At 40.9% G+C, this 23,268-nt stretch carries 24 protein-coding genes and 1 riboswitch; of the genes, 16 read left to right on the top strand and 8 right to left on the bottom strand.

Annotation, left to right across the window (positions count from 1 at the left end; genetic code table 11):
* Positions 1 to 9 precede the first annotated feature (9 nt).
* The 3 genes from BA1_RS02670 to BA1_RS02660 all read left to right on the top strand — a co-directional run bounded on the left by BA1_RS02670 (position 10) and on the right by BA1_RS02660 (position 2,192).
* Entirely contained in the window at positions 10 to 336 is a 327-nt protein-coding gene (locus BA1_RS02670) for a PTS lactose/cellobiose transporter subunit IIA (protein ID WP_008355460.1), read from the top strand.
* Positions 333 to 1,661, top strand: a complete 1,329-nt coding sequence (locus BA1_RS02665; protein WP_008355457.1) for a 6-phospho-beta-glucosidase — start codon at positions 333 to 335, stop codon at positions 1,659 to 1,661. The genes BA1_RS02670 and BA1_RS02665 overlap by 4 nt, the downstream gene beginning before the upstream one ends.
* A gap of 132 nt (positions 1,662 to 1,793) precedes the next feature.
* A complete protein-coding gene (locus BA1_RS02660) occupies positions 1,794 to 2,192 on the top strand; it encodes a hypothetical protein (RefSeq protein ID WP_008355455.1) in 399 nt (132 codons plus the stop codon).
* A gap of 323 nt (positions 2,193 to 2,515) precedes the next feature.
* On the opposite strand, the gene BA1_RS02650 is transcribed toward BA1_RS02660, so the two are convergent.
* On the bottom strand, positions 2,516 to 3,607 hold the full coding sequence (locus BA1_RS02650; protein ID WP_008355453.1) for a branched-chain amino acid aminotransferase: 1,092 nt from the start codon (positions 3,605 to 3,607) through the stop codon (positions 2,516 to 2,518).
* A gap of 369 nt (positions 3,608 to 3,976) precedes the next feature.
* On the opposite strand from BA1_RS02650, the gene BA1_RS02645 reads away from it, so the two are divergent.
* Complete coding sequence (locus BA1_RS02645) at positions 3,977 to 5,428, top strand: DUF1565 domain-containing protein (protein ID WP_008355451.1); 1,452 nt, start codon at positions 3,977 to 3,979, stop codon at positions 5,426 to 5,428.
* On the opposite strand, the gene BA1_RS02640 is transcribed toward BA1_RS02645, so the two are convergent.
* On the bottom strand, positions 5,425 to 6,876 hold the full coding sequence (locus tag BA1_RS02640; protein WP_008355449.1) for a sensor histidine kinase: 1,452 nt from the start codon (positions 6,874 to 6,876) through the stop codon (positions 5,425 to 5,427). The two genes, BA1_RS02645 and BA1_RS02640, sit on opposite strands and share 4 nt — an antisense overlap.
* Positions 6,873 to 7,553, bottom strand: coding sequence for a response regulator transcription factor (locus tag BA1_RS02635; protein WP_008355447.1), 681 nt, complete (start codon positions 7,551 to 7,553; stop codon positions 6,873 to 6,875). Before BA1_RS02635 ends, BA1_RS02640 begins: the two co-directional genes overlap by 4 nt.
* Positions 7,554 to 7,836: 283 nt before the next feature.
* Between BA1_RS02635 and BA1_RS02630 the strand changes: the two genes are divergently transcribed.
* From BA1_RS02630 to ywaC, 5 genes are all read left to right on the top strand, one after another.
* Positions 7,837 to 8,745 (top strand): PepSY domain-containing protein, encoded by a 909-nt coding sequence (locus BA1_RS02630; protein WP_008355444.1) that lies wholly within the window; start codon positions 7,837 to 7,839, stop codon positions 8,743 to 8,745.
* 225 nt (positions 8,746 to 8,970) lie between these two features.
* A riboswitch (SAM riboswitch) is annotated at positions 8,971 to 9,083 on the top strand.
* A 168-nt stretch (positions 9,084 to 9,251) separates the two neighbouring features.
* Complete coding sequence (locus BA1_RS02625; RefSeq protein WP_008355443.1) at positions 9,252 to 10,370, top strand: sugar ABC transporter substrate-binding protein; 1,119 nt, start codon at positions 9,252 to 9,254, stop codon at positions 10,368 to 10,370.
* Positions 10,371 to 10,442: 72 nt separating this feature from the next.
* The gene (locus BA1_RS02620; protein ID WP_008355441.1) at positions 10,443 to 11,939 is read left to right on the top strand and encodes a sugar ABC transporter ATP-binding protein; all 1,497 of its coding nucleotides are present in this window, start codon (positions 10,443 to 10,445) and stop codon (positions 11,937 to 11,939) included.
* Positions 11,936 to 12,949 (top strand): ABC transporter permease, encoded by a 1,014-nt coding sequence (locus tag BA1_RS02615; RefSeq protein ID WP_008355439.1) that lies wholly within the window; start codon positions 11,936 to 11,938, stop codon positions 12,947 to 12,949. Before BA1_RS02620 ends, BA1_RS02615 begins: the two co-directional genes overlap by 4 nt.
* Before the next feature lie 94 nt (positions 12,950 to 13,043).
* Complete coding sequence (gene ywaC, locus BA1_RS02610; protein ID WP_008355437.1) at positions 13,044 to 13,676, top strand: GTP pyrophosphokinase YwaC; 633 nt, start codon at positions 13,044 to 13,046, stop codon at positions 13,674 to 13,676.
* Between the two features lie 51 nt (positions 13,677 to 13,727).
* On the opposite strand, the gene BA1_RS19240 is transcribed toward ywaC, so the two are convergent.
* Positions 13,728 to 13,877: a hypothetical protein gene (locus BA1_RS19240; RefSeq protein WP_167358859.1), complete on the bottom strand. Its 150-nt coding sequence runs from the start codon at positions 13,875 to 13,877 to the stop codon at positions 13,728 to 13,730.
* Between the two features lie 19 nt (positions 13,878 to 13,896).
* Positions 13,897 to 14,982 carry a Rap family tetratricopeptide repeat protein gene (locus BA1_RS02605; RefSeq protein ID WP_008355435.1) on the bottom strand — a complete coding sequence of 362 codons (1,086 nt, stop codon included), beginning with the start codon at positions 14,980 to 14,982 and terminating at the stop codon, positions 13,897 to 13,899.
* A gap of 515 nt (positions 14,983 to 15,497) precedes the next feature.
* Here BA1_RS02605 and BA1_RS02600 point away from each other — a divergent pair.
* The 3 genes from BA1_RS02600 (at position 15,498) to BA1_RS02590 (ending at position 17,702) form a co-directional block, all read left to right on the top strand.
* A complete protein-coding gene (locus tag BA1_RS02600; protein ID WP_008355433.1) occupies positions 15,498 to 16,262 on the top strand; it encodes a transporter substrate-binding domain-containing protein in 765 nt (254 codons plus the stop codon).
* Positions 16,263 to 16,332: 70 nt separating this feature from the next.
* Entirely contained in the window at positions 16,333 to 16,977 is a 645-nt protein-coding gene (locus BA1_RS02595) for an amino acid ABC transporter permease (protein ID WP_008355431.1), read from the top strand.
* Positions 16,974 to 17,702 (top strand): amino acid ABC transporter ATP-binding protein, encoded by a 729-nt coding sequence (locus BA1_RS02590; RefSeq protein WP_034738252.1) that lies wholly within the window; start codon positions 16,974 to 16,976, stop codon positions 17,700 to 17,702. The genes BA1_RS02595 and BA1_RS02590 overlap by 4 nt, the downstream gene beginning before the upstream one ends.
* 203 nt (positions 17,703 to 17,905) lie before the next feature.
* On the opposite strand, the gene BA1_RS02585 is transcribed toward BA1_RS02590, so the two are convergent.
* On the bottom strand, positions 17,906 to 18,289 hold the full coding sequence (locus tag BA1_RS02585) for a VOC family protein (protein WP_008355427.1): 384 nt from the start codon (positions 18,287 to 18,289) through the stop codon (positions 17,906 to 17,908).
* A gap of 118 nt (positions 18,290 to 18,407) precedes the next feature.
* Between BA1_RS02585 and BA1_RS02580 the strand changes: the two genes are divergently transcribed.
* Positions 18,408 to 19,589, top strand: a complete 1,182-nt coding sequence (locus tag BA1_RS02580; RefSeq protein WP_008355425.1) for a class I SAM-dependent rRNA methyltransferase — start codon at positions 18,408 to 18,410, stop codon at positions 19,587 to 19,589.
* 39 nt (positions 19,590 to 19,628) lie between these two features.
* On the opposite strand, the gene BA1_RS02575 is transcribed toward BA1_RS02580, so the two are convergent.
* On the bottom strand, positions 19,629 to 20,309 hold the full coding sequence (locus BA1_RS02575; RefSeq protein WP_008355422.1) for a CidB/LrgB family autolysis modulator: 681 nt from the start codon (positions 20,307 to 20,309) through the stop codon (positions 19,629 to 19,631).
* Positions 20,303 to 20,662, bottom strand: a complete 360-nt coding sequence (locus BA1_RS02570) for a CidA/LrgA family holin-like protein (protein ID WP_034738272.1) — start codon at positions 20,660 to 20,662, stop codon at positions 20,303 to 20,305. Before BA1_RS02570 ends, BA1_RS02575 begins: the two co-directional genes overlap by 7 nt.
* 189 nt (positions 20,663 to 20,851) lie before the next feature.
* Here BA1_RS02570 and cidR point away from each other — a divergent pair, with 189 nt between their 5' ends.
* Genes cidR through thiE form a run of 3 tightly spaced genes read left to right on the top strand, consistent with a single transcriptional unit; the run spans position 20,852 to position 23,236 of the window.
* Positions 20,852 to 21,739 (top strand): cidABC operon transcriptional activator CidR, encoded by an 888-nt coding sequence (gene cidR, locus BA1_RS02565; RefSeq protein WP_008355418.1) that lies wholly within the window; start codon positions 20,852 to 20,854, stop codon positions 21,737 to 21,739.
* Between the two features lie 17 nt (positions 21,740 to 21,756).
* Positions 21,757 to 22,581: a hydroxyethylthiazole kinase gene (gene thiM, locus BA1_RS02560; RefSeq protein ID WP_008355416.1), complete on the top strand. Its 825-nt coding sequence runs from the start codon at positions 21,757 to 21,759 to the stop codon at positions 22,579 to 22,581.
* Entirely contained in the window at positions 22,568 to 23,236 is a 669-nt protein-coding gene (thiE, locus tag BA1_RS02555; RefSeq protein ID WP_008355414.1) for a thiamine phosphate synthase, read from the top strand. Before thiM ends, thiE begins: the two co-directional genes overlap by 14 nt.
* The last annotated feature ends 32 nt before the right edge of the window (positions 23,237 to 23,268 follow it).

Here is a 23,268-nt window from a genome sequence, read left to right as displayed (position 1 = left end):
ATGCGGCCGATGGAAATGGAACAAATTGTGTTTCAACTCATCTTGCACGGTGGAAATGGCAGAAGCTCAGCCATGGAGGCCATTACATTTGCAAAACAAGGAAACTTTGATGAGGCGAAGCAAAAATTGCAGGAAGCACAAGACGCGTTAAATGAGGCGCATCACGCACAGACAGAACTGATCCAAGGAGAAATCAGAGGTGAAAAGACTGACATCAGTCTCTTAATGATTCATGCACAGGATCATCTCATGAACGCAATGACCGTCAAGGAGCTTGCAGCGGAAATCATTGAGATCCATGAAAAAATGAAGCAATTTGGAGGGGTCAATTCATGAAAGACGGAATCAAAATTGTCACAATAGGCGGTGGATCGAGCTATACGCCTGAGCTGGTGGAAGGTTTTATCAAACGGTATCATGAATTGCCTATCAAGGAATTATGGCTTGTGGATATTGAAGCAGGGCAGGAAAAGCTGAACATCGTAGGTGCTCTTGCAAAACGTATGGTCGAAAAAGCCGGTTTGCCGATTGACGTGCACCTCACCCTTGACCGCCGGGCAGCCCTGAAAGATGCTGACTTTGTCACAACACAATTTCGTGTAGGACTGCTTGAAGCTAGAGCGAAAGATGAAAGAATCCCGCTTAAATATGGCGTCATTGGACAGGAAACGAACGGGCCAGGCGGTTTATTGAAAGGTCTTCGCACCATTCCAGTCATTCTAGAGATCGTGAAAGATATGGAAGAGCTTTGTCCAGATGCTTGGCTTGTGAACTTTACAAATCCAGCAGGTATGGTCACAGAAGCTGTTTTACGCTACACGAATTTGAAAAAAGTGGTCGGTCTCTGTAATGTGCCGATTGGAATCAAAATGGGGATTGCAAAAGCACTTGATGTCGATGTTGAACGCATCGAGGTGCAGTTCGCAGGTCTCAATCATATGGTCTATGGATTAGATGTGTATTTAGATGGGGTCAGCATTATGGATCAGGTGCTCGATGAATTAGGAAATCCAAATAGCCAGTGGTCGATGAGGAACATTGAAGCGAAAAACTGGGAGCCTTCTTTTGTCAAAGGTTTAGGGGTCATTCCATGTCCGTATCATCGTTATTACTATAAAACGAAAGATATGCTGGAAGAAGAGCAAAAAGCGGCACAAGAAAAAGGAACAAGAGCAGAGGTTGTGCAGCAAGTCGAGCAGGAATTGTTTGAGTTATACAAAGACCCTGATTTATCAATTAAACCGCCGCAGCTAGAAAAAAGAGGCGGGGCATATTACAGCGATGCGGCATGTAATTTAATCAGCTCGATTTATAATGATAAGCATGACATACAACCAGTGAATACAGTAAACAGAGGAGCAATTGCCAGTATTCCGGCTGAATCAGCGGTTGAAGTGAACTGTATCATTACAAAGGACGGACCAAAACCAATAGCGACAGGTGATCTCCCTGTGGCTGTAAGAGGACTTGTTCAACAAATCAAATCATTCGAGCGTGTGGCAGCTGAAGCGGCTGTGACGGGTGATTATGAGACGGCGCTAGTCGCCATGACGATCAATCCACTCGTTCCTTCTGACGAAATCGCAAAGCAAATTTTAGATGAAATGCTAGAAGCGCACCGTGAATATTTACCGCAATTCTTCAAATCAGTGAATGCATAAAACGAAATGGCCCCTTTATGGGGTCGTTTTTGATGATTTGACCATATGGAAACATGAGAAAGAAGTGTATGATAGGAAGGGTTCTACAGAAAACAGCACGTACTGCTGAAAAGAAAGAGGTGGAAGAAGAATATGATGGCAATCGGCTTCATGCTTTACGGGTTTGTCGTCCACCCGATGATGAGCTTTGGCACGGTGGCGCTGTTTTTGTATGGAGTGATCGCTTCGATTATCGGTCTCATTCGGTATCAATCATATGTATGGATGTATGTACTGCGTTTGTTGGTTTGTCTGACAATCCCTGTGACCAACTTGTTGATGTATTTTGCGACAATTGGAGGAGACGCGAGAGAGTTTGATTTTCAGCCAATGCCGCTTGCTTACAATCTTGTCTTTATCCTTGAAATCATCATCATCTTTTTGCCGGAAATCTTTTTGTTGATTGAAAGAAAGCGGGAGATCAAAGGGGTAAAGTGGATGTATGCTGGGATGATTGTCTGTGTATCAATTTTGTTTTGGTGCACGATTTAATTCGATCGAGCGTGAAGTTGAGTCTTATTTTGTCTTTTGACTATGTCGTCTCTTTCGTCGATACTTCACAAAAGTAACAGAAAGGGCAATGGTAGAAATCCCGAGAAACTTAAATGTAAATCGAGTGAGAAACGGCGAATCCTCGAATCCTGTAGCCACTATGCATGACCCAATGAAAATCCCAAATATAGCTAGTAGATAAGTCAAAAACATACCATCACTCCTTTTTGGGAATAAGTGTATAATGACCATTATAAGCGATAAGGAAGGTAAACATAAACAAAAAAAGAACCCTTCGTGAAATGAAAGGTTCTTTCGCTTGCTTATGCTTGCTTGACGACCGAGTCGACTTCTACGGTCCAGCCGAAGATGTCTGGCTGCGTGCCTTTTTGGATGCCAGTAATCGCATTGTACAACTTCTTCGATACTTCACCCGTTTGACCATTTTGAATGACGTATGACTGATCATGATAAATTAATTCACCGACAGGAGAAATCACAGCCGCCGTTCCTGTTCCAAAGATTTCTTCAAGCTCACCTGATTGATGGGCTTCAATGATCTCATCAATTGAAATTTTTCGTTCTGTCACTGGGATCTCCCAATGCTTTAGAAGTTCAAGCACAGAGTTACGTGTGATGCCTTCCAAAATGCTGCCATTCAATTCAGGCGTCACGATTTCTCCATTGATTTTAAAGAAGATATTCATACTCCCGACTTCTTCAATGTACTTTTTCTCGATGCCATCAAGCCAAAGAACTTGTGAAAATCCTTTCGTTTCAGCAACTTGCTGTGCCTTCAGGCTGGATGCATAGTTTCCAGCTGTTTTGGCATTTCCTGTTCCGCCCTTAACGGCACGAACAAACTCGTTTTCAACCGCAATTTTGACCGGATGGATGCCTTCTTTATAGTAAGAGCCTACTGGAGATAAGATAATGATCAGTTTATATGTGCTTGATGGTGCAACACCTAAATAGGGCTCAGTGGAAATAATGAATGGACGAATATACAAAGAAGTGCCCTCTGCATCAGGTACCCAATCCTTGTCAATGCGAATGAGTTCATTTAAGCCCTCTAAAACCGTTTCTGTATCAATTTGCGGGATACACAGGCGGTCATTCGATCTGTTTAAGCGTTCCATATTTTTTTCTGGACGGAATAAGAGAATCTTTTGATCCTCAGAAACATAAGCCTTTAAGCCTTCAAAAACCGATTGGCCATAATGGTAGACCATAGAAGCTGGGTCCATGGGAATCGCCTGATAAGGAATAATTCTTGGATCATACCAGCCTTTATCAATTGAATAATCCATCACAAACATGTGGTCTGTGAAGATTTTTCCGAATTCAAGTTGATCAGATTGAGGTTTTGGTTTTTTTGTTGAACTAAGTTCAATGCGGATGGGTTGTTTTGGCATCGTAAATCTCCTTGCTGTTTGATTATTTGAAAATTCTAATAATATGAAATAATTATGATTCTATTCTATACCTTCACAAAATATTAGCAATAGGTTTTCTGGAATTCAAACAAGAAAAATCTGTTAAGCGCTTTCCTCCTCTCTGCCGTCTGTCTTACGGGTGTCACCTCTTTTCAAAAAAAGAAATAAAAGCCAATTTCGTTATTAACTGATTAATCTGACAATTTTAAAGCGTGTGGTTTTTCTGTAAGATATTCTTTCAACCATACACCTTTTGACTAGTACATTGCAAGGGGCAGCGCCATATTTTAACCCTCTTTTTTTTTAGCCGATAAAGTAAGAAGAGAATGGAAGGGAGCAAACAACGAGATGAAACGAATCATACCAGGTATCCTACTGATTGTATTCATGATCGTGATCAGCTTTGGTTGTCAAGCAATGACAGAGAAGGCTGGTGCGAAGCAAGGAACAACGTATTACGTGGCAGTAAACGGAAACGACAAAAATTCGGGAACGAAGTCAAAACCTTTCCGTACGCTGAAAAAAGCGGCAAGTATGGCTAAAGCAGGGGTAACGATTTACATAAGAGGCGGTACATACAAAGAGAAATTGATTGTCCGCCATTCAGGAACAAAGAAAGCACCTGTTGTCTTTCAAGCCTATGGAACAGAAAAGCCTGTTATTAGCGGGCGGTCTTTCAAAGGAAATCAAGCTGACGGGGGTCTTGTCAACATTGATCAAAAAAGCTACATCACCCTCAAAGGCGTAACGGTCGGACATATCAAAACGAATAAAGAAGATGTGACACCGGTCGGTATGTTGATCACAGGCAGCGGCAAAGGAGTCAAGCTGCTCAACAACCGTGTGTACGACATTCAGACAACACACAAAAATGGGAATGCACATGGTATTGCTGTCTATGGAACAAAAGCACCTGCGGCGATTGAAGACATTGAAATCAAAGGAAATATCGTTGAAAAATTGAAGCTGGGTTTTAGTGAAGCGCTTGTGCTAAATGGGAACGTCAAAACATTCCGCGTGACACATAATACGGTTAGGCATACTGACAATATCGGTATTGATTTGATTGGTTTTGAGAATGTCGCACCTTCTAAAAAGTATGATCAAGTTAGAAACGGTGTCGTATCTAGAAACAAAGTCTATGACATAACGAGTGTTGGGAACCCAGCCTATGGCAAGGACATCTCCGCTGGGGGAATTTATGTTGATGGCGGAAAAGATATCGTGATCGACCATAACATCACCCATCACAATGACCTTGGAATTGAAGTCACAAGTGAGCATAAAGGGAAAACGGCCGATCGCATTCGCATTGAGCACAATCAAGTGTATTTGAACCGTTATACAGGCATCTCAATTGGCGGTTATGACAAGAAGCGGGGCGGAACCACAAACACGACGATCTCCCATAACATTCTGTACAAAAATGACACAGCCGGTTTAGAAGGCGGTCAATTGCTGATGCAATATCGATCCGTGAACAATCGAATCACGAATAATATCATGACAGCTAGTGCTTCGCATTACTTAGTCGTGAACCTTTATAAAGTGAACCAGAAGAATACATTCCAGAAGAACGTGTATGATGACCGTAAAGGTGCGAAAGCATCACAGTGGGTATGGCGAGGAAAATGGATGGAAGGCTACAAAACGTATCGCTCCAAAAGCGGTCAAGATAAAGGATCAGCACACCTCAATCCACAATATGTGAATGAGAAAAAATATGATTTCCGTCTTAAGGCATCATCACCTGCTACAAAAATATTCCGAAAAATGGAAATAAAACCCCAAAATCATTAAGATTTTGGGGTTTTATTGCATTCGGATTGTAAGGGCAGGAGCATTGAAAATATACTTCCTTCCCCTTTGACACTTTGGACAGTCAGATCACCACCATGTAATGAGAGGATGGATTTGGAAATAGATAAACCTAATCCTGCCCCACCAAACCTTCTAGAACGGGAGTTTTCTTCTCGGTAAAAGCGATTAAAAACAAAAGGGATTTTTTCTTTATCAATACCACTTCCGTTATCTTGAACAGATAACACAATATGTGTTTCATTTTGGTATAACTTCATTTGAATGATTCTGTTGGTATGATTGGTATGCTGAACGGCATTCATAAACAAATTGAGAATGACTTGTTTGATCTTATCAATATCCACGCAGGTGAATACGCCACTCTCAACATGATACATCACATGTCCGCCCCCTGCCAAAAGGTCAAGCTGATGTTTCATCTCTTGTAATAATTGATCTAAATAGACAGGTTCTTTTTGGAGAGTAGGCGCTTTATCTAGTTTAGCAAGTGTTAATAAATCTTCCACAAGACGCTGAATACGGGTTAATTCAGTATGCATATTTCTTAAAGACAAGTCCAATTGTTTTGGTGTGGTGGCAGCTCCCCGTAATAGCACTTCTAAAAACCCCCGAATGGATGTTAGTGGTGTTCTGAGTTCATGAGAAGCATCAGAAATGAAATGTCTCATTCGTTCTTTTGCTCTCCGTTCCGCGTCAAATGCTTCTTCAATTCGTTTCAGCATAGCATTTAATGAAACGGAAAGAACATGAATCTCATATTGCCTAGGAAATGAAGGGAGTTGCTGGTGTAAATTATTGGCATCAATTTGTTTCATCAAGCGAATGACTGAAAATAAGGGTTTCAGTGCGATAGACAATACAAAATAAAGGATAGTAAATCCGATGAACAAAGCCATAAATGATATGAGGGCATAGTTTTTCATCTGCTTATAAAGAATATCTGTGAGACCCACTGTAAAGGAGCTCATTTGAATTGCACCGACTACTTTTCCATCTATACGGATGGGTTCAACAACGACAAGAATTTCTTGTCCTGAATGTTCATTTAACAGTTTAAAATTAAGTCTTTTTTTCGGTTGAAGAAAGTGACGGTATGTTTCCTTTTTTAATGTTGGGACAGACCCTGCATGAGGATCTTTGGACAAAACGGTTACTTTTTCATCAGTAGAGACAAAGGCGACACTCACTCCTGGAAAGAAAACATTTGGGATGTTTGATTTTTCTAATGCAGAGGGTTCGCTATGTTCAAGCCAAGTTTCCCCAGGGACGGACAAAATATGACTTTGTAGGCTGAGAGCTTTGTTTTCATATAAAAACTGCTTCATAAAGATAAACTGAAAATAACCAATGGCAACAAGTAGGAAGAAAAGAATGAGAAAAGAACCTAACAATAGCTGAATACGTAATGACCGAATTCGCATGCTCATTGAATATCCAATCTATAGCCTGTACTCCTAAGCGTACGTATCATTTTGTGTTCCTTGTCACCAATTTTATCTCGTAAAGCACGGATATAAACTTCGACAATATTGTCCTCCCCATTAAAATCATAGCCCCAAACCTTTTCTAAAATGGTTGATTTGCTCAATACAATACCATGATTGACAATGAATAACTTTAACAGCTCATACTCCGTGGCAGAGAGCTTTAATACCTTTTGGTTGAAGCGAATTTCCTTTCTTCTGTCATCAACTTGAAAAGGGCCAATAGATAAATCACTTAATAAGTAAGGAAATTGATTGCGCAGTCTCGCTTGAATTCTTGCAAGAAGCTCATCAAAGCTAAATGGCTTCATCATATAATCATCTGCTCCGCCACACAAACCTTTGATTCGGTATTCGACTTCATCTTTTGCAGTAAGCATAATAATTGAGATTTGACAAACCTTCTTCATCAATTTACATACTTCATAGCCATCCATACCTGGCATCATCACATCCAAAATGCATATGTGTGGTTGATACGTTTTGACTATGTTTAAAGCGGATAGACCATCAGTGGCAGTTTTAACTTGAAAACCTTCGTTTTCGAGCCCCAATGTTAAAAAGTCGACAATGGCTGGTTCGTCATCGACTACAAGTAATTTAATATGCTGATACTTCATGATCATGACTCCTTCCAAAAAGCTCATACCGTTATTATTTTGTGTTTAGCTGAAAGTATCCTGAAAAACAGCTGAAAATGAGTTGAATGAAAGATATGCTATTTTTTCCATGCTTCAAATGAGCAAAAATATCCCTTTATATCAAAGAATGTCACAACCAAAATAAGATATTTATCAGTTTTCAGCTTATTTTCAGGTGGCCTTAAAGTCCTTTTCAGGTTGAGGGTGTAGAATCGCTAGTGTTGGGAGAAGCTCAACAGTAAATTTGAGGAGGCATTTCATTATGAAAGGACCATTTAAAGTATTATCAGGAGCTGCTTTAGGAACAATTATTTCAATTAGCTCATTAACATCGGCACATGCTGCTGTATTGCATAAGGAGGGTGACGTTGTCCAACAAACGACCAAGCAAGAACAAACGGCTGTAACAGAAGCCACTGCGAAAAAAGTGGCTTTGAAAAATTGTTCAGGTGTCATTCAATCGACTACTGTAAAAACTGAAAAGTCAGTAACAGTCTATGTGGTTAAAGTTCTTGGAGAAGATGGTAAACAGCATACGCTGAAAGTCAATTGTCATACAGGAAAAATCATCAAGCACGAAACAGCAAAAAAAGAAAAAGCAATTAACAAGCAAACCGCTCAAAAGATTGCTTTGAAAAATTGCTCAGGTGTCATTCAGTCATTAGAAATGCAAAAAGAGGATCAGACCTATGTTTACGTCATTAAGCTACTAGGTGACGATGGTAAACAACATGTTGAAAAAATCAACTGTCAAAATGGAAAGGTAATCTCACACCAAACTGGCAGTCAAACGATCAGTATTTCGAAATCAAAAGCAGAAACGATTGCACTTTCTAAAACAAAAGGTGCTATTCAATCGGTACAATTAAAAAAGGATACAGATGAATATGTTTATGTGATAAAAGTATTGGGTGAGGATGGAAAAGCTTACACGTATCATATCAATTGTGAAAAGGGTCAAGTAATGAAACAAAAAGTGTCTGCAAAAGCAGAGGGAATTACAAAACAACATGCTAAAGAGATTGCCTTAAAAAATTGCACAGGCGTAGTCAAAGATATGCAATTAAAGAAAGAAGGCAATGTGCCAGTTTATGTCATAAAAGTAACTGATCAAGCTCAACAAGAGAAAACAGTAAAAATCAATGCAAATACAGGGAAAGTCTGTTCATAATCTAATATTTCGGCACATTTCATTTCTTGTTCATGACAATTCCAAAACTACCTAAAAACACGCAAATCTTGCTCCTGATAGTCATTGACTATCAGGTTTTTTTATCATTCGATTTCTTTTTGATCACGATATCAAATTTAAAATATTCAAAAAATGATTGACAATGATGGAACATCACATTAAAGTTAAGAAGACATTTCAACTAAAACAAACTTCATAACACATCTCTTATCAAGAGAGGCAGAGGGACTGGCCCTATGACGCCCGGCAACCGTTTCTATTATTCAAGAAATTGGTGCTAATTCCTGCAAAGCTGTTACAGCTTTGACAGATAAGAGAGGAAGACTTCCCGATACATGTTTCATGCAACGGTGATCAAGCCTCTCTTTACAAGAGAGGCTTTTTTGTTTCTTTTGAAGAAACAAATGATTGGTTGACAGGCATTTTCCCACTTTTTACCCTAGTTTTCTGATGTGAAAACTAAAATAATTGAAGGAGGAACAACAATGAAACGTAAATATTGGACATCATCCCTTGTATTATTGACGATCCTGACAGTTCTATTATCTGGCTGCGGTACGGGATCGAGCGCAGGCTCAAAAGCCAATGCAAACGAAAAGGTATCCTTTGACAATGTACCGAAGCGCTTTGCAAAGGGGCAGGGAGCAAAAATTAAAGTCATCCGTAAAATTGGCGGGGACGATCATACGGCTCAATTTTTAGCAGGGACAAAGGCAGAAGGTGAAGCGCTGGGCTTTACAGTGGACGTCTACACGGCAAATGGTGATACAGCAAAGTTCCATGATGCCATTTCTCAGGCACTAGAAGAAAACTATGATGGCTTTATCATCTCGCATGGGGATGATGAGGCGACAGTCGCTGATGTGAAAAAGATCACAGCGAAAGGCATCCCAGTTGTGGCGTTTGATTCGAACCCGAAGCTAAAGGACATCAAAGGAGTCACCGTGACATCTCAAGATGATGAACAATTAGCGAAAAAATCATTAGACGCGCTCGTGGCTGATTTTAAAGGAAAAGCAAACATTGCGTACCTTTGGGTAGACGGGTTCCCGCCGATGGTGAGACGAAACAAGGTGTACCAAGAAACGCTCAAACAACATACAGGGATCAAGGAGCTTGACCGATTTGGCGTTGCTTCCTCTGATACGTCTGTTCAAACACAAAATGCAGTAGCGGCGATGCTGAATAAGTATCCAAAGGGCAAGCTTGATGCGATTTTTGCCACATGGGATGCATTTGCCATCGGTGCGGCAAGAGCTTTAAAGGAAGCAGGAAGAACAGAAGTGAAAATTTACGGTATTGATGTGTCTAATGCCGATCTGCAAGAAATGACTTCGGAAAACAGTCCGTGGAAGTACACAGCAGCGGTCGATCCGAAGCTCATCGGGGCAGTCGACGTGAGGATTCTTGCGAAGAAAATAGCTGGCGAGAAAACGCCATCTTCCTATGACCTTGAGGCCTCCCTCATTTCACAAAAGCAACTTCAACAAGCAGGAAAGGCCATCAATATGGTCAATCTTGCAGAGGAAGTAAAAGGGTTCGGTTCATCGACTGCCTTTGAAGAAGATTGGATGAAGACCTTGAAGAAGCATTATGCAAAATAACCCGCGTGCACTCTCTTTCAATAGAGGGTGTTTCGTTTTTCAAATGACGATCAGTAGAGAAGGAGGACACCTATGACATCGCCACTTGTTTGTATGAAGAACATTTCGATTGAATTTCCAGGGGTCAAAGCGCTGGATCAAGTGAATTTCACATTAAAAAGAGGAACGGTCCATGCCCTTATTGGGGCGAACGGTGCTGGGAAGTCCACGTTAATGAAGGTTCTCTCTGGTGCTCATTCGCATTTTGAAGGAACCATCCACATCAATGGCGAGGCGGCAGCGATTCAAACACCGAAGGATGCGGCCTCATATGGTGTGCAGACAGTCCATCAAGAAGTGGATACAGCCCTCGTTCCCTATTTAAGTGTTGGTGAAAATATGATGATACATGAGATTGAGAAAAAACCATTTGTCCGCTGGAAAGAGCTTCACCGCAAGGCAGCTCAACTATTAAAAGAGATGGACATTGACATCTCCACGAAGCGTCTTGTGAGTGACTTGACACTGGCAGAAAAACAGATGGTGCTCATTGCCAAAGCTGTTTCTATCAAATGCAGCATTTTAATTTTAGATGAACCAACGGCTCCACTCAGTCATGCGGAAACAAGCAAATTATTCTCAATGATTCAGCAATTGAAACAGAAAGGCACGGGCATCATTTTTATCTCGCACCGCATGCCAGAAATTTTCAACATCTGCGATGAATTGACTGTGATGAGGAATGGAACCGATGTGGCGGTACACCTTGTCAAAGAGACCGATCCAAAGCAGGTCATTGAAGAAATGTTAGGTGCGCCATTAGAGGAGCAATTCCCGCCCCGTACACCTTTGAAGGATGCACCGATTGTGCTTGACGTGAAAGAGTTGCATGACCAGCATAAATTGAACAACATTCACCTCCATGTGAAAAAAGGGGAAATCCTCGGAATCGCAGGACTAGTCGGCGCTGGTAAAACGGAACTGTGCAAAGCCCTGTTCGGTGCTTCAGAAAAAAAGACAGGCACTGTGGCACTTCATGGTCAAACCATTCACATCCAATCGCCTCATCAGGCCGTGAGAGCTGGAATTGCCCTTGTGCCGGAAGAGCGGAGAAAAGAAGGGATTCTCACAGAAGAGACCGTGGGATGGAACTTAACAGCTGCAAGCCTCCGTTCGTTTGCAAGGATGTTCAGCTTCTTACATCGTTCTAAGGAAAGGCAGGCAGCAAGTGAAATCGTCAAACGGCTAGGTGTCAAAACACCTTCTCTGGAAGCGAAGGTGAAGCATCTATCTGGCGGCAATCAGCAAAAGATTGCAATTGGAAAATGGCTACTGGCTGAGGCGGATGTGTACCTCTTTGATGAACCAACCAAAGGCGTAGACGTTGGAGCGAAAAAAGACATTTTCACTCTTATTGCAGAGCTTGCTGCCCGTGGAAAATCCGTTATTTATGCCTCAAGTGAACTGTCGGAAATCGCAGGGATCGCAGATCGAGTATACGTCCTATACGATGGCAGCATTGCCCGGGAAATGACTGCACCAACGACAGAAGAAGAGCTTTTATATCATTCAACAGGAGGACAATCATGAGTGAACGACAAATTTCAGCCCCTGTTCAGCAAATCAAAAAACAGCGGCCAACATTTCACCTGTTTGATTTCTTTTATCAATATGGCACCATTTTAACAATCGTCGTATTGATTGTTGTATTTGCGACAGCGAATCCAGCATTTTTACAGTCAGGTAATATCATCAATATTTTACGATCCATTTCCATTGTGACCATCATTGCGGTGGGATTAACCATCTCATTAGCAGTGAATGGCTTTGATTTATCCGTAGGATCGGTTGCAACGTTATCGAATGCGATTGTGATTTCTATGTTTGTATGGTTCTCGCAAAACCCACTGATTGCGATCCTTTCTGCGCTAGCGGCTTCCCTTATTGTCGGCTTGCTGAATGCCTGGATGATTGTCAAAATGAAGATCCCAGATATGCTCATGACATTAGCCATGATGTTTATCATTCAAGGGCTGGCACAAACCTATACGAAAGGGGCAACCATTTCTGAAAATATGGTGATGCCGGATGGCACGTTCTCAACTGGTACCATCCCTGCCTTTTTCAGCAAAATCGGGCAGGTGCCCTATATCATTATGATTATGGCGGCCATCGTGTTGTTTGCGCATGTTTTCATGACCTACACAAAGCACGGGCGATTGATGTATATCATCGGTGGAAATAAAGAGGCGGCCCGATTATCTGGCATACATGTGAACAAATACAAAATCGCAGCATACCTTCTGTCTGCTTTATTTGCTGCAATCGGTGGTATCGTGCTCGCTTCAAGGGTCATGACAGCAGAAATTAATGCTGGTACGCCTTATTTAATGGATGGCGTTGCTGCTGCATTTATCGGTTTTTCGGTCATGGGAGCAGGTAAACCAAACGCATTTGGTACATTTATTGGTGCGGTGCTCATCGGTATTTTGCAAAATGGTCTTGTGATGATGTCTGTCCCTTATTACGCGATGGATATTGTAAAAGGATCTGTGCTGGCACTTGCATTAGCACTGACTTATTACAAACAGCGGGGCTAAGATGTATTTTTTTAAAACCATTCGAGTCCTTTCTCCGTCTAGTAAACGGAAAGCGGTGTAACAGCTGTTTGCCAAAAGGAGATGACAAAGAGAAATGAATATGTCAGCAACTCATGTAGAAGATTTGAAAAGTGTCATGGAAGACTGGAAAAATGAATTATTAGTATATAAATTTGCATTAGATGAAATGGATACAAAGTTTTCGATCATTAGTCAGGAATATAATTTAATCCATGGACACAATCCAATAGAGCATACAAAATCACGCATCAAATCCTTTGAAAGCATCGTGAACAAACTAGCAAGGAAAGGGTGCGACATCACCACACAATGTGCCAAGGAGCATATTCATGATATCGCTGGTGTCCGCATCATCTGCTCTTTTATTCAAGATATCTATAACATTATTGATGTGCTGAGGCAAAGAGAGGATTTAAAGATTCTTGAGGTAAAGGATTACATTCAAGATCCAAAACCAAATGGTTATAGAAGTCTGCATTTAATTGTTGAAATTCCTGTCTACTTAACGAATCGTGTGGAGCATGTGAAGGTTGAGATTCAGGTGCGGACCATTGCGATGGATTTTTGGGCGAGTCTTGAACATAAAATCTATTATAAACTGCAAAATGATGTCCCTCATCAGCTCACCGATGAGCTAAAGGAAGCGGCAGATATCGCCCATTACTTAGATGAAAAAATGCAAAATATCAAACGAGAAATTGATTAGCAGATAAAAAAGAGTAGCTGGTTATGATCACAGCTACTCTTTTCAGTCGTATTAAGGGTTGGTTCCGCGATCTCTCTTTTGAATGATCGTACCCTCATCTTGTGATTGGGCAGATTGGCTGCCTTTTTGGGTAGAAGTACCAATGAAAACACCTGTGATCAAGAGTGCAAAAATTGAACTTAAAATAAGCCATTTCTTCATCATACATCACTCCATCTTCTTAACAAGTTTTGATTGATAACGCCTTGTTCCAAAAATAAGTTGATTCTTGATGAAGACCATTTTCAGTTAAGTATGCCGCTACATCTTGACAGATGGCCTCAAGATCAACAAGGAAATTCATGGATTCTAATTGATCACAATAAGAAATGATCTGCTCAATCATGTTGTCTGGCTGGAGCATGAGTGTTTCTAAAATTGATAATTTAAGTGAAATGTTTCGTTGTTTTAAATTTTCTGCTTTTTGAAGTGAAAGCTGTACATAATAGTGGAACAAACCAGGCTTTTTCAGCTTAAATAGTGCTTTCGTGTAGGCATACATGGCCAGTAAATAGCCGCCTGGAGAAGAAGTTTCGAATGTCTCAATCAATAAAGCTTTTTCTAGGAGCGGTACAGCTTCACTGTATTCATTTCTTAAGCTTTTTATAAAGGCTGCATTGCAATACGCGTGACCAAGTAAATCTGGGTCCTTCATCTGTTCTAGTGAATGAATCACTTGTTCAAATAAAGTTTCTGCCTCATCATATTTCGATTGATCAGCATAATTCAAAGCGAGCATCATTTGACAGCTGATTGATTTTTTCACATAACATGGATCTGCGTCATAAATAGATGAAGCCATTTTCAAGTGGTGGATGGAGAGAAGTGTGGACCTAATATTATAGTATAGGCACCCTGTTTTATAATGGAATTCTGCTTTTTCAATGTCATCATGTACGAGATCTAATTTATCCTCGGCCAATTTCAAATGGTGTAATGCTGTATCCTGATTCCCTCTGCGCATTTCATACATTCCTTTAAAGAAATAAAAATAGTAGCTGAGCATATCATCTGTCCGGATTGCATGTTCATCAACAAAAAGACTATGATCTAACGAAGCTGTATCTTCGATTAAATCCTTGAAACGGTATTCTAGAAGTTGATAGTAAAGTAAAACGTCCTGATTCTCTTCCATTTGATCAAACGCTTGAAGAATGTCTTCTTTTAGTTGAATGGCTTCTTGTATCTCTCTTTTTTTCATCATGACATACCAGTCATTTAGCATGTTTGCTACATCGACGGACGATAAAACACCTGTTTCTGCCAATTGGCATCCTCCTTTCTTCACCTATTCATGTATTCCGATTCCCGTTCATTTGAATGTATCTTCTTATATTTTAAGCGGTCTCTCGCAATTTGTAAAACATGTTTTTTGATGTAAATTCAACCATTGGTGAAAAATAAAGGGAATAACCGCTCGTTTGTATACGCTTGCATTTTTTTAGGTAAAAAGAGGATGTTGGAGAAAATATATCACGATATTAATAGAGGGAGGAAGGCGGTGGAAGAGTATTTTTTCATAGATTAGAAAGAAACGTCGGTTCTAAAGGGTAATCCTTATTTTTTTTTGTGAGATTTTATAACATAAATATTGTGAATCACTCTGCTTTCGGAATAAAATGAGTTATTCGCAAAAAAGTAAAATTTAAAGAGACTATCGATCTAGAATTGTATAGATCTTTGGTATTGATAAAAAATATCACACATCGTAGCTTTAGCGTGTTATAGTAAGATTGTTGTTGCGAATATTTAGACAAAACTGACAATAGGGGGTCGTGTTTTATGAAGAAATCGATGCTACTGATCATGGGATTAATTGTTGTGCTCGTCATGGCAGCCTGTGGATCAAAATCGGACAGCGGTTCAGGAGAAAGCAAAGGTACATATAAAATTGGGATAGATACAACATATCCGCCATTTGAATTTGAAAAGGGCGGTAAATATGAAGGAATAGACGTAGATTTAATTAACGCAATTGCGAAAGACCAAGGCTTTAAAGTGAAGCTTGAAGCAATGGACTTCTCAGGGATTATCCCAGCAATGCAAGCTGGTCAGCTTGATGTTGGAATGGGCGGAATGAGTATTACAGATGAGCGTAAAAAGAAAGTAGATTTCTCAGATCCATACTTTGACGCTGGACTGACAGTTGTTGTGAAGAAAGACAGCAGCATCAAATCGATTGATGATTTAAAAGGGAAAAAGCTAGCGGTTAAAAATGGGACAACAGGAGCGAAATTTGCATCTGATAACGCTGATAAATATGGGTATGAAGTTGTTCAATTTAATGATAGTCCATCTATGTTCCAAGAAGTATCTAATGGAAATGCAGACGCATTGATTGAAGATTATCCTGTCATTACGTATGCAATTGCTCAACAAGATTTAAAATTGAAAACAGTTGGAGACCGCTTGAATGGAGACCAATATGGTATCTCTGTGATGAAGGGGAAAAACCAAGACCTATTGAAGAAAATCAATAAAGGCCTAGAGAACCTAAAGAAAAACGGTGAATATGACAAAATTATTGAAAAATATTTGAAGTCATAACAAAAGCGAGGCGCGCTACGAGCGCGCTTTCTTTATGTGTAAACCGTATGTGAATTAGGGAGGGAGAAACATGGACACGATTGTTAATGCATTTCCGTATTTAATGGATGGTTTGCAAACCACTTTATATATCTTTGTTGTTGCCATCATTTTAGGGTTTATTATCGGTTTAATTGTGGCATTATTCCGCTTGTCACCATTTAAAATCTTGAATTTCATTGCACTTGTTTTTGTGAATGCGATTCGAGGTACGCCATTTATCGTACAGCTATTTTTCATTTATTTTGGTTTAAATACACTTGAATTTATCTCGCTTGATCGAGTGCCGGCAGGGATTATTACAGTAGCGATTAATGCGGGGGCTTATTTCTCAGAAATTATTCGTGCAGGAATTCAGTCCATTGACAAAGGACAAACAGAAGCCGCACGCTCTTTAGGATTTACAGGTGGGCAAAACATGCGCTTTATCGTCCTTCCACAGGCATTTCGTCGCATGCTTCCAGCCATTACCAACCAAGCCATCATCAGCTTGAAGGACACGTCACTCTTATCCATTATCGGGATTGCCGATATCATGCAGAGGGGACAAGTTCAAGCATCGGCTACATTTGATCCTTTGAATGTCTGGCTCATTGTCGGTGTCATTTATTTCGTGATCATTTATTTACTTTCTCTACTGGCTAGTTACGCAGAAAGGAGATTTGATGTGAAATGAGTATGATTACGGTGAAAAATTTAAAGAAATCCTTTGGTGAAAACGAAGTCTTAAAGGATATTAATGCAGTCATCGAGGAAAAGGAAGTCGTGTGTGTTATTGGTCCTTCTGGGTCAGGAAAAAGCACGTTTTTAAGATGTCTCAATAAATTAGAGGATATTACGGCTGGAGAGGTCGTTGTCAATGGACATACGATTACAGACCCAAAGGTCAACATCAATAAAGTACGACAAGAAGTGGGCATGGTGTTTCAGCACTTTAATTTATTTCCTCATAAAACCGTTTTAGAAAATATCACGATCGCACCAATTAAAGTAAAAGGTGTCGAAAAGAAGGCGGCAGTCGAAAAAGCTATAGACTTGCTTGAAAAAGTCGGCTTAAAAGACAAAGCCAAAAGCTACCCTAACCAATTATCCGGTGGCCAAAAGCAGCGTGTCGCCATTGCAAGAGCCTTGGCGATGGACCCGAAAGTGCTATTATTCGATGAGCCGACATCTGCGCTTGACCCTGAGGTCGTTGGGGATGTATTAGCTGTCATGAAACAACTAGCAGTCGAAGGGATGACGATGATTGTCGTCACACATGAAATGGGCTTTGCTAGAGAGGTTGGAGACCGCGTGATCTTTATGGACGGTGGATATATCGTCGAAGAAGACAAACCAGAAGCACTCTTTGGAAACCCGCAGCACGAGCGTACAAAATTATTTCTTAGTAAGGTGTTATAAAAAAAGAGTAAGAGCAGGGATACATGCTCTTACTCTTTTTCTTTTGTTGAAAAATGAAGTGACTAGAATGAACAAATTCACTCAATAAATGAAGAAGTACAATGGTGGCAAGGAAGACGGCACCGATAAACAGGTAATGCCCGTCTTAAGCATGTTCACAAATGTGAAAAGCCCCTAATATGACATGCATTTCCTAGGAAATATTAGCGCTGAAAGAATTCAATCCATTCTTGGTCAGGTCCTCTGAAAAAGAAGTAGCAATATCCATTTGGCAATGTTGTGATTTCTTCATCAATTAATTCAATTTGCAGCTTTTGAATACGATTGAATTCAGCGTGAATATTGTCTGTTGTGAAGGCGAGATGATGAACCTTTCCTTCAGATGGCAGATCACTGCTGTAGCCCTGAATGAGCTCAACTTCTGTCTCTGCTTCGTCTTTGAATCCAAGAAATGCAAGCTCAATGACTCCGTTTGTATGTGTGATTCGATCCTTTAATTTCATGCCCACAACCTTTTCATAAAAATCAATGGACTGATCAATATCTGTAACCATAATACCTGTATGATCTAAGCGTAATGTTGTCAAAAGAAGAGCCTCCTCTATGTCATGTTGATATTTTTCTCCTCATCTTATCATAATAGAAGTAACGTATACATTCATATGGTAGGATAGAGAGAGTCAATTTAGGATAAGGATGACAAAAATGAAAAAAATCTCATTAAAACAAACATTTGCAGAACAAGTGAAAAAGGGATATCCGCTTATTTCAAAAGATGCTGTATCGCGTGTGAACGGTGTACAGGAAGGCGAGCTCATTGAATGGGTGGATGAAAGAGGCTCTTTTTTAGGAAAAGGGTATTATGGTGTGCAAAATAAAGGGATTGGCTGGGTGCTTTCCTTTGATGCGAACGAAACAATAGATCAAGCCTTTTTTGTCTCTAAGCTGGAGCAGGCAGCGAAAAGTAGAACGCATTTATTTCGTGATGCGCAGACAACGGCTTTTCGTGTGTTCAATGGAGAGGGAGATGGAATTGGTGGATTCACGATTGATTATTATGACGGATTCTATCTCATCCAATGGTATAGTGAAGGTGTTTATACATTTAAAGCAGAGGTATTGACTGCGCTTGAGCAGGTGTACCCTGACTATAAAGGAATTTATGAAAAGAAACGATTTGATACATCTGGACAATATATTGAGGACGACGATTTTGTGAAGGGAGAGAAAGGTGACTTTCCTCTTATCGTGAAAGAAAACGGGATGAACGTGGCAGTTTACTTAAATGATGGTGCAATGACAGGCATTTTCCTTGATCAGCGTCATGTAAGAAAAGCAATTCGAGATCGCTATGCAAAAGGAAAGACCGTTCTTAATACGTTTTCTTATACCGGCGCTTTCTCGGTGGCAGCAGTGCTTGGCGGAGCGAGCCGTACGACAAGTGTGGATGTCGCAAATCGCAGTTTAAAAAAGACAGCCGAGCAGTTTGAAGTGAATGGAATTGACGTGGAAGAGCAGGATATTAAAGTCATGGACGTATTTAAATACTTTCCGTTTGCGGCGAAAAAAGGCTGGACCTATGATCTAGTCATCTTGGATCCGCCTTCCTTTGCACGAACGAAGAAACACACATTCAGTGCGGCGAAGGATTATAAGAAACTATTAAAAGAAGCCATCCAGATCACAGCTGAAAACGGCGTCATTGTGGCATCAACCAATAGCAGTGCATTTGGGATGAAAAAGTTTAAAGGATTTATTGCACAGGCCTTTAAAGAATCAGGGAAGACGTATCGTATTCTTGAAGAATATACACTCCCTGAGGACTTCCGTACAACAAAAAATTATCCCGAGGGGAACTATTTAAAGGTTGTCTTCATCCAAGCTTAAAGAAAAAAGCCATTTTCCGATAAGGGGAAATGGCTTTTTCTATAAGGCAAACGACATGAGGATAGGCGCTGCACATAATGTAATAATGGCTGAAATAATCATGGATACACTTGAGATCGTGCCTGAGACGGAGCTCAGTTCAAAGGCCTTCGATGTTCCTGCACCGTGAGCTCCTGTACCAAGCAGGACGCCCATTGCAATGTCATTATCAATGCGGAAATAACGGATGACCAATGGGCCAATGATCGAGCCAAATAGGGCTGTTAAAATGACGAAAACAGCCGTAACGGACGGCATGCCGCCAATCATTTCAGACACGCTCATTGCAACAGGTGTTGTGACGGACCTTGGGACGAGGCTCTCAATAAGGCCCGTGTCCAAATGAAACCATTTGGCGATAAATGCTGTTGATAAAATGGCAACGACAGAACCGCAGGCCACATTCAGAATGATTTCGACTGCATGCTTCTTCAGAATGTGAAAATACTTATATAAAGGAATGGCAAATGCCACAGTCGCAGGCTGAAGCATATTTGTCAGCCATTTCCCGCCTTGATTGTAAGCGTCGTAAGGAATGTTCACGATTAACAGCAAGGCCACAAGGACGACAGGGGTCACAAGTAAAGGGGAGACGTAGACTTTCGGATGCCGTTTGTAAACCGCTTTTGAGCCGATATAGATCAGAATCGTTAAGATCAGAAATAGTCCGCCAACTAACATAGCTTTTTTCGCTCCTTTCTTTTCGCAATCATCTGCGTCATCATGCCAGTCGAGAGCATGACCACAAAGGTACTAAGTAAAACAACAAGGACAATACTTGTGCCAGACTGAGAAAGCAATGTTCCATAATCAATCACACCTACTGCTGAAGGGATAAAGAACAGCAGCAGTTCTCCAAGCAGCCATACGGCGCCAAGTTCAATCCATTTTAATTGAATGATGTTAAAATGAAGTAATAAGAAAATGACAAGAATGCCTAAGATTGTGCCCGGAATTCTTAAATGCAAAAAGGCCGCCAGCACATTCATCAATTTCGCAAAAACAAATAAAGCCATAATCTGAAGGATAGCCATCAGCGGCGTTCTGAGCAATTGCACTTTCTGTTCACTCCTTTTTCTATATAAATTGTTCACTGTTTCACAAAAACAAAACAACGTTCTAATCGGTGAGCTTACTTTAAAGTGTACAGCACGTTTCATTATAGGTAAAATACATATATTGAATAGTTATTATTCCTTTTGTCTATAGAAAGGGTGAATCATATGGACATCAGACATTTAACATATTTCTTAGAAGTGGCAAGGTTAAAGAGTTTTACGAAAGCATCACAATCCCTTTATGTGTCGCAGCCGACCATTTCCAAGATGGTCAAAAACCTAGAGGATGAACTGGGGGTGCAGTTGTTTTACCGTAATGGCAGGCAGGTTGAAATGACAGATGCTGGACAAACCATGTATACACAGGCGAGTGAAATCACACAATCATTTCAGAATTTAACAAGTGAATTAAATGATGTCATGCATGTGAAAAAAGGACATATCCGAATAGGACTGCCGCCTATGATTGGATCAAGTTTTTTCCCAAATGTCATGGGAGAATTCCGCCAGCATTATCCAGATGTCACCTTTCAATTGGTGGAGCACGGCTCCATTAAAGTAGAGGAAGGGGTCGAGGATGGGTCGTTAGATATTGGTGTGATTGTTCTGCCTGCAAATGATAAAATTTTTCATACATACACCATTATTAAAGAAAATATGAAGCTTGTGACGCATCCATCGCATCCGATGGCAGGACGTGATGAGGTGCATTTAGCCGACTTAAAGGAAGAGTCTTTTATTTTCTTTAGAGAGGATTTCGTCCTGCACAGCCGAATCTTGAATGAATGTATGAATGCGGGGTTCAGACCAAACGTCATTTATGAAACGTCACAATGGGATTTCATAAGTGAAATGGTAGCTGAGAACCTTGGGATCGGGCTTTTGCCTGAACGGATCTGCCGTGATCTAGATCCTGAAAAGGTGAGGGTTATTTCCTTAAATCCGTCTATTCCATGGCATTTGGGTGTCATTTGGCGAAAGGACCGCTACTTGTCCTTTGCAGCAAGAGAATGGTTAAAGCATACAAAATCCTATGTTTGGGATGCAGAGTAAAAGGGAGGATGATACTGATGAAATTAAGCAGCGCGTCTCATCTATTGGAGAAGGTTCGAGCGGATCATCCACTCGTCCATCATATCACCAACCAAGTCGTGACGAATTTTACAGCGAATGGACTGCTTGCTTTAGGTGCTTCTCCAGTCATGGCAAATGCAAAAGAGGAAGTGGCCGAAATGGCGCAATTAGCTGATGCACTTGTGCTGAATATCGGCACACTGACCAAGGATACGGTGGAGGCAATGAATATCGCTGGACAAGCGGCCAATGAAAAAGGTGTACCGGTCCTTTTAGATCCTGTTGGTGTGGGTGCGACTGCGTTTCGGACGAGTGCGGCGAAACAGCTGTTACAGCAAGTGAACATAACGGTTGTCAGAGGAAATGCTGCTGAAGTGGCTCATTTAATCGGAGTTGATGGCTGGCAGTCAAAAGGCGTTGATGCAAAAGAGGCAAGTGGAAATGTATCGTCTTTAGCAAAGCAAGCGGCAAAAGCACTGGAGACTGTTGTGGTGATCACAGGAAAAGTCGATGTCGTATCAGATGGAGATGAGGTTCTGTCCATTCATAATGGACATGAATGGCTGACCAAGGTGACAGGGACTGGCTGTTTACTTACATCTGTCATAGGGGCATTTTGTGCAACAGGTGAACGTCCAATTCATGCCTCAGCAGCAGCTCTGCTGTTTTATGGTGTCGCTGCTGAAAAGGCTGTTCAGGAGACAAAAGAGAAAGGGCCGGGGACCTTTCAAATGGAACTATTAAACGCATTATCAAATACAAATGGCAATGATGTGATGACGCTTGGGAAAATAGGGGGAGTTTTGCATGACGAAGGCTGATCAACAGCAAATCAAACAGCAATTATCGGTTTATTTTATTATGGGAACAGCGAATACAAGCAGACATCCGCTTGATGTCGTGAAAGAAGCCATTCAAGGCGGCATCACCATGTTTCAATTTCGTGAAAAAGGTGAAGGAGCTCTGCAAGGTGAAGAGAAGAAATATTTGGCCCAGCAAATTCAGGCACTTTGCCAAGAAGCGAATGTCCCCTTTATTGTGAATGATGATGTACAGCTTGCGATAGACCTTGATGCAGATGGAGTCCATGTTGGACAGGAGGATGCACGCGCGCAAGACGTAAGGGAAAGGATTGGGGATAAAATATTAGGCGTGTCCACGCACAACTTAGATGAAGTGCGACAAGCGGTGAAGGACGGAGCAGATTATGTCGGGATGGGCCCAGTTTATCCTACAGAAACGAAAAAGGATACACGAAGTGTTCAAGGTGTTTCTTTAATCAACGAAGTACGTCGTCATGGCCTTCATATTCCCATTGTGGGTATCGGCGGCATCACTTATGAAAATGCGGCACCAGTCATCCAAGCAGGCGCAGATGGCATCAGCATCATTAGTGCCATCAGCCAAAGCACTGATCCAAAAAAAGCAGCAGCAGAACTAAAATCACTTGTATTATCAGAGAAAGCATCTTACTAACCTGTAGAAGGCATGGATTGATTCAATCCATG

This window comes from Bacillus xiamenensis, assembly GCF_000300535.1.
Taxonomy (GTDB): Bacteria; Bacillota; Bacilli; order Bacillales; family Bacillaceae; genus Bacillus; species Bacillus xiamenensis.
The sequence above is the reverse complement of the archived record's forward strand: the minus strand, read 5'-3'. Positions and strand labels throughout refer to the sequence as shown.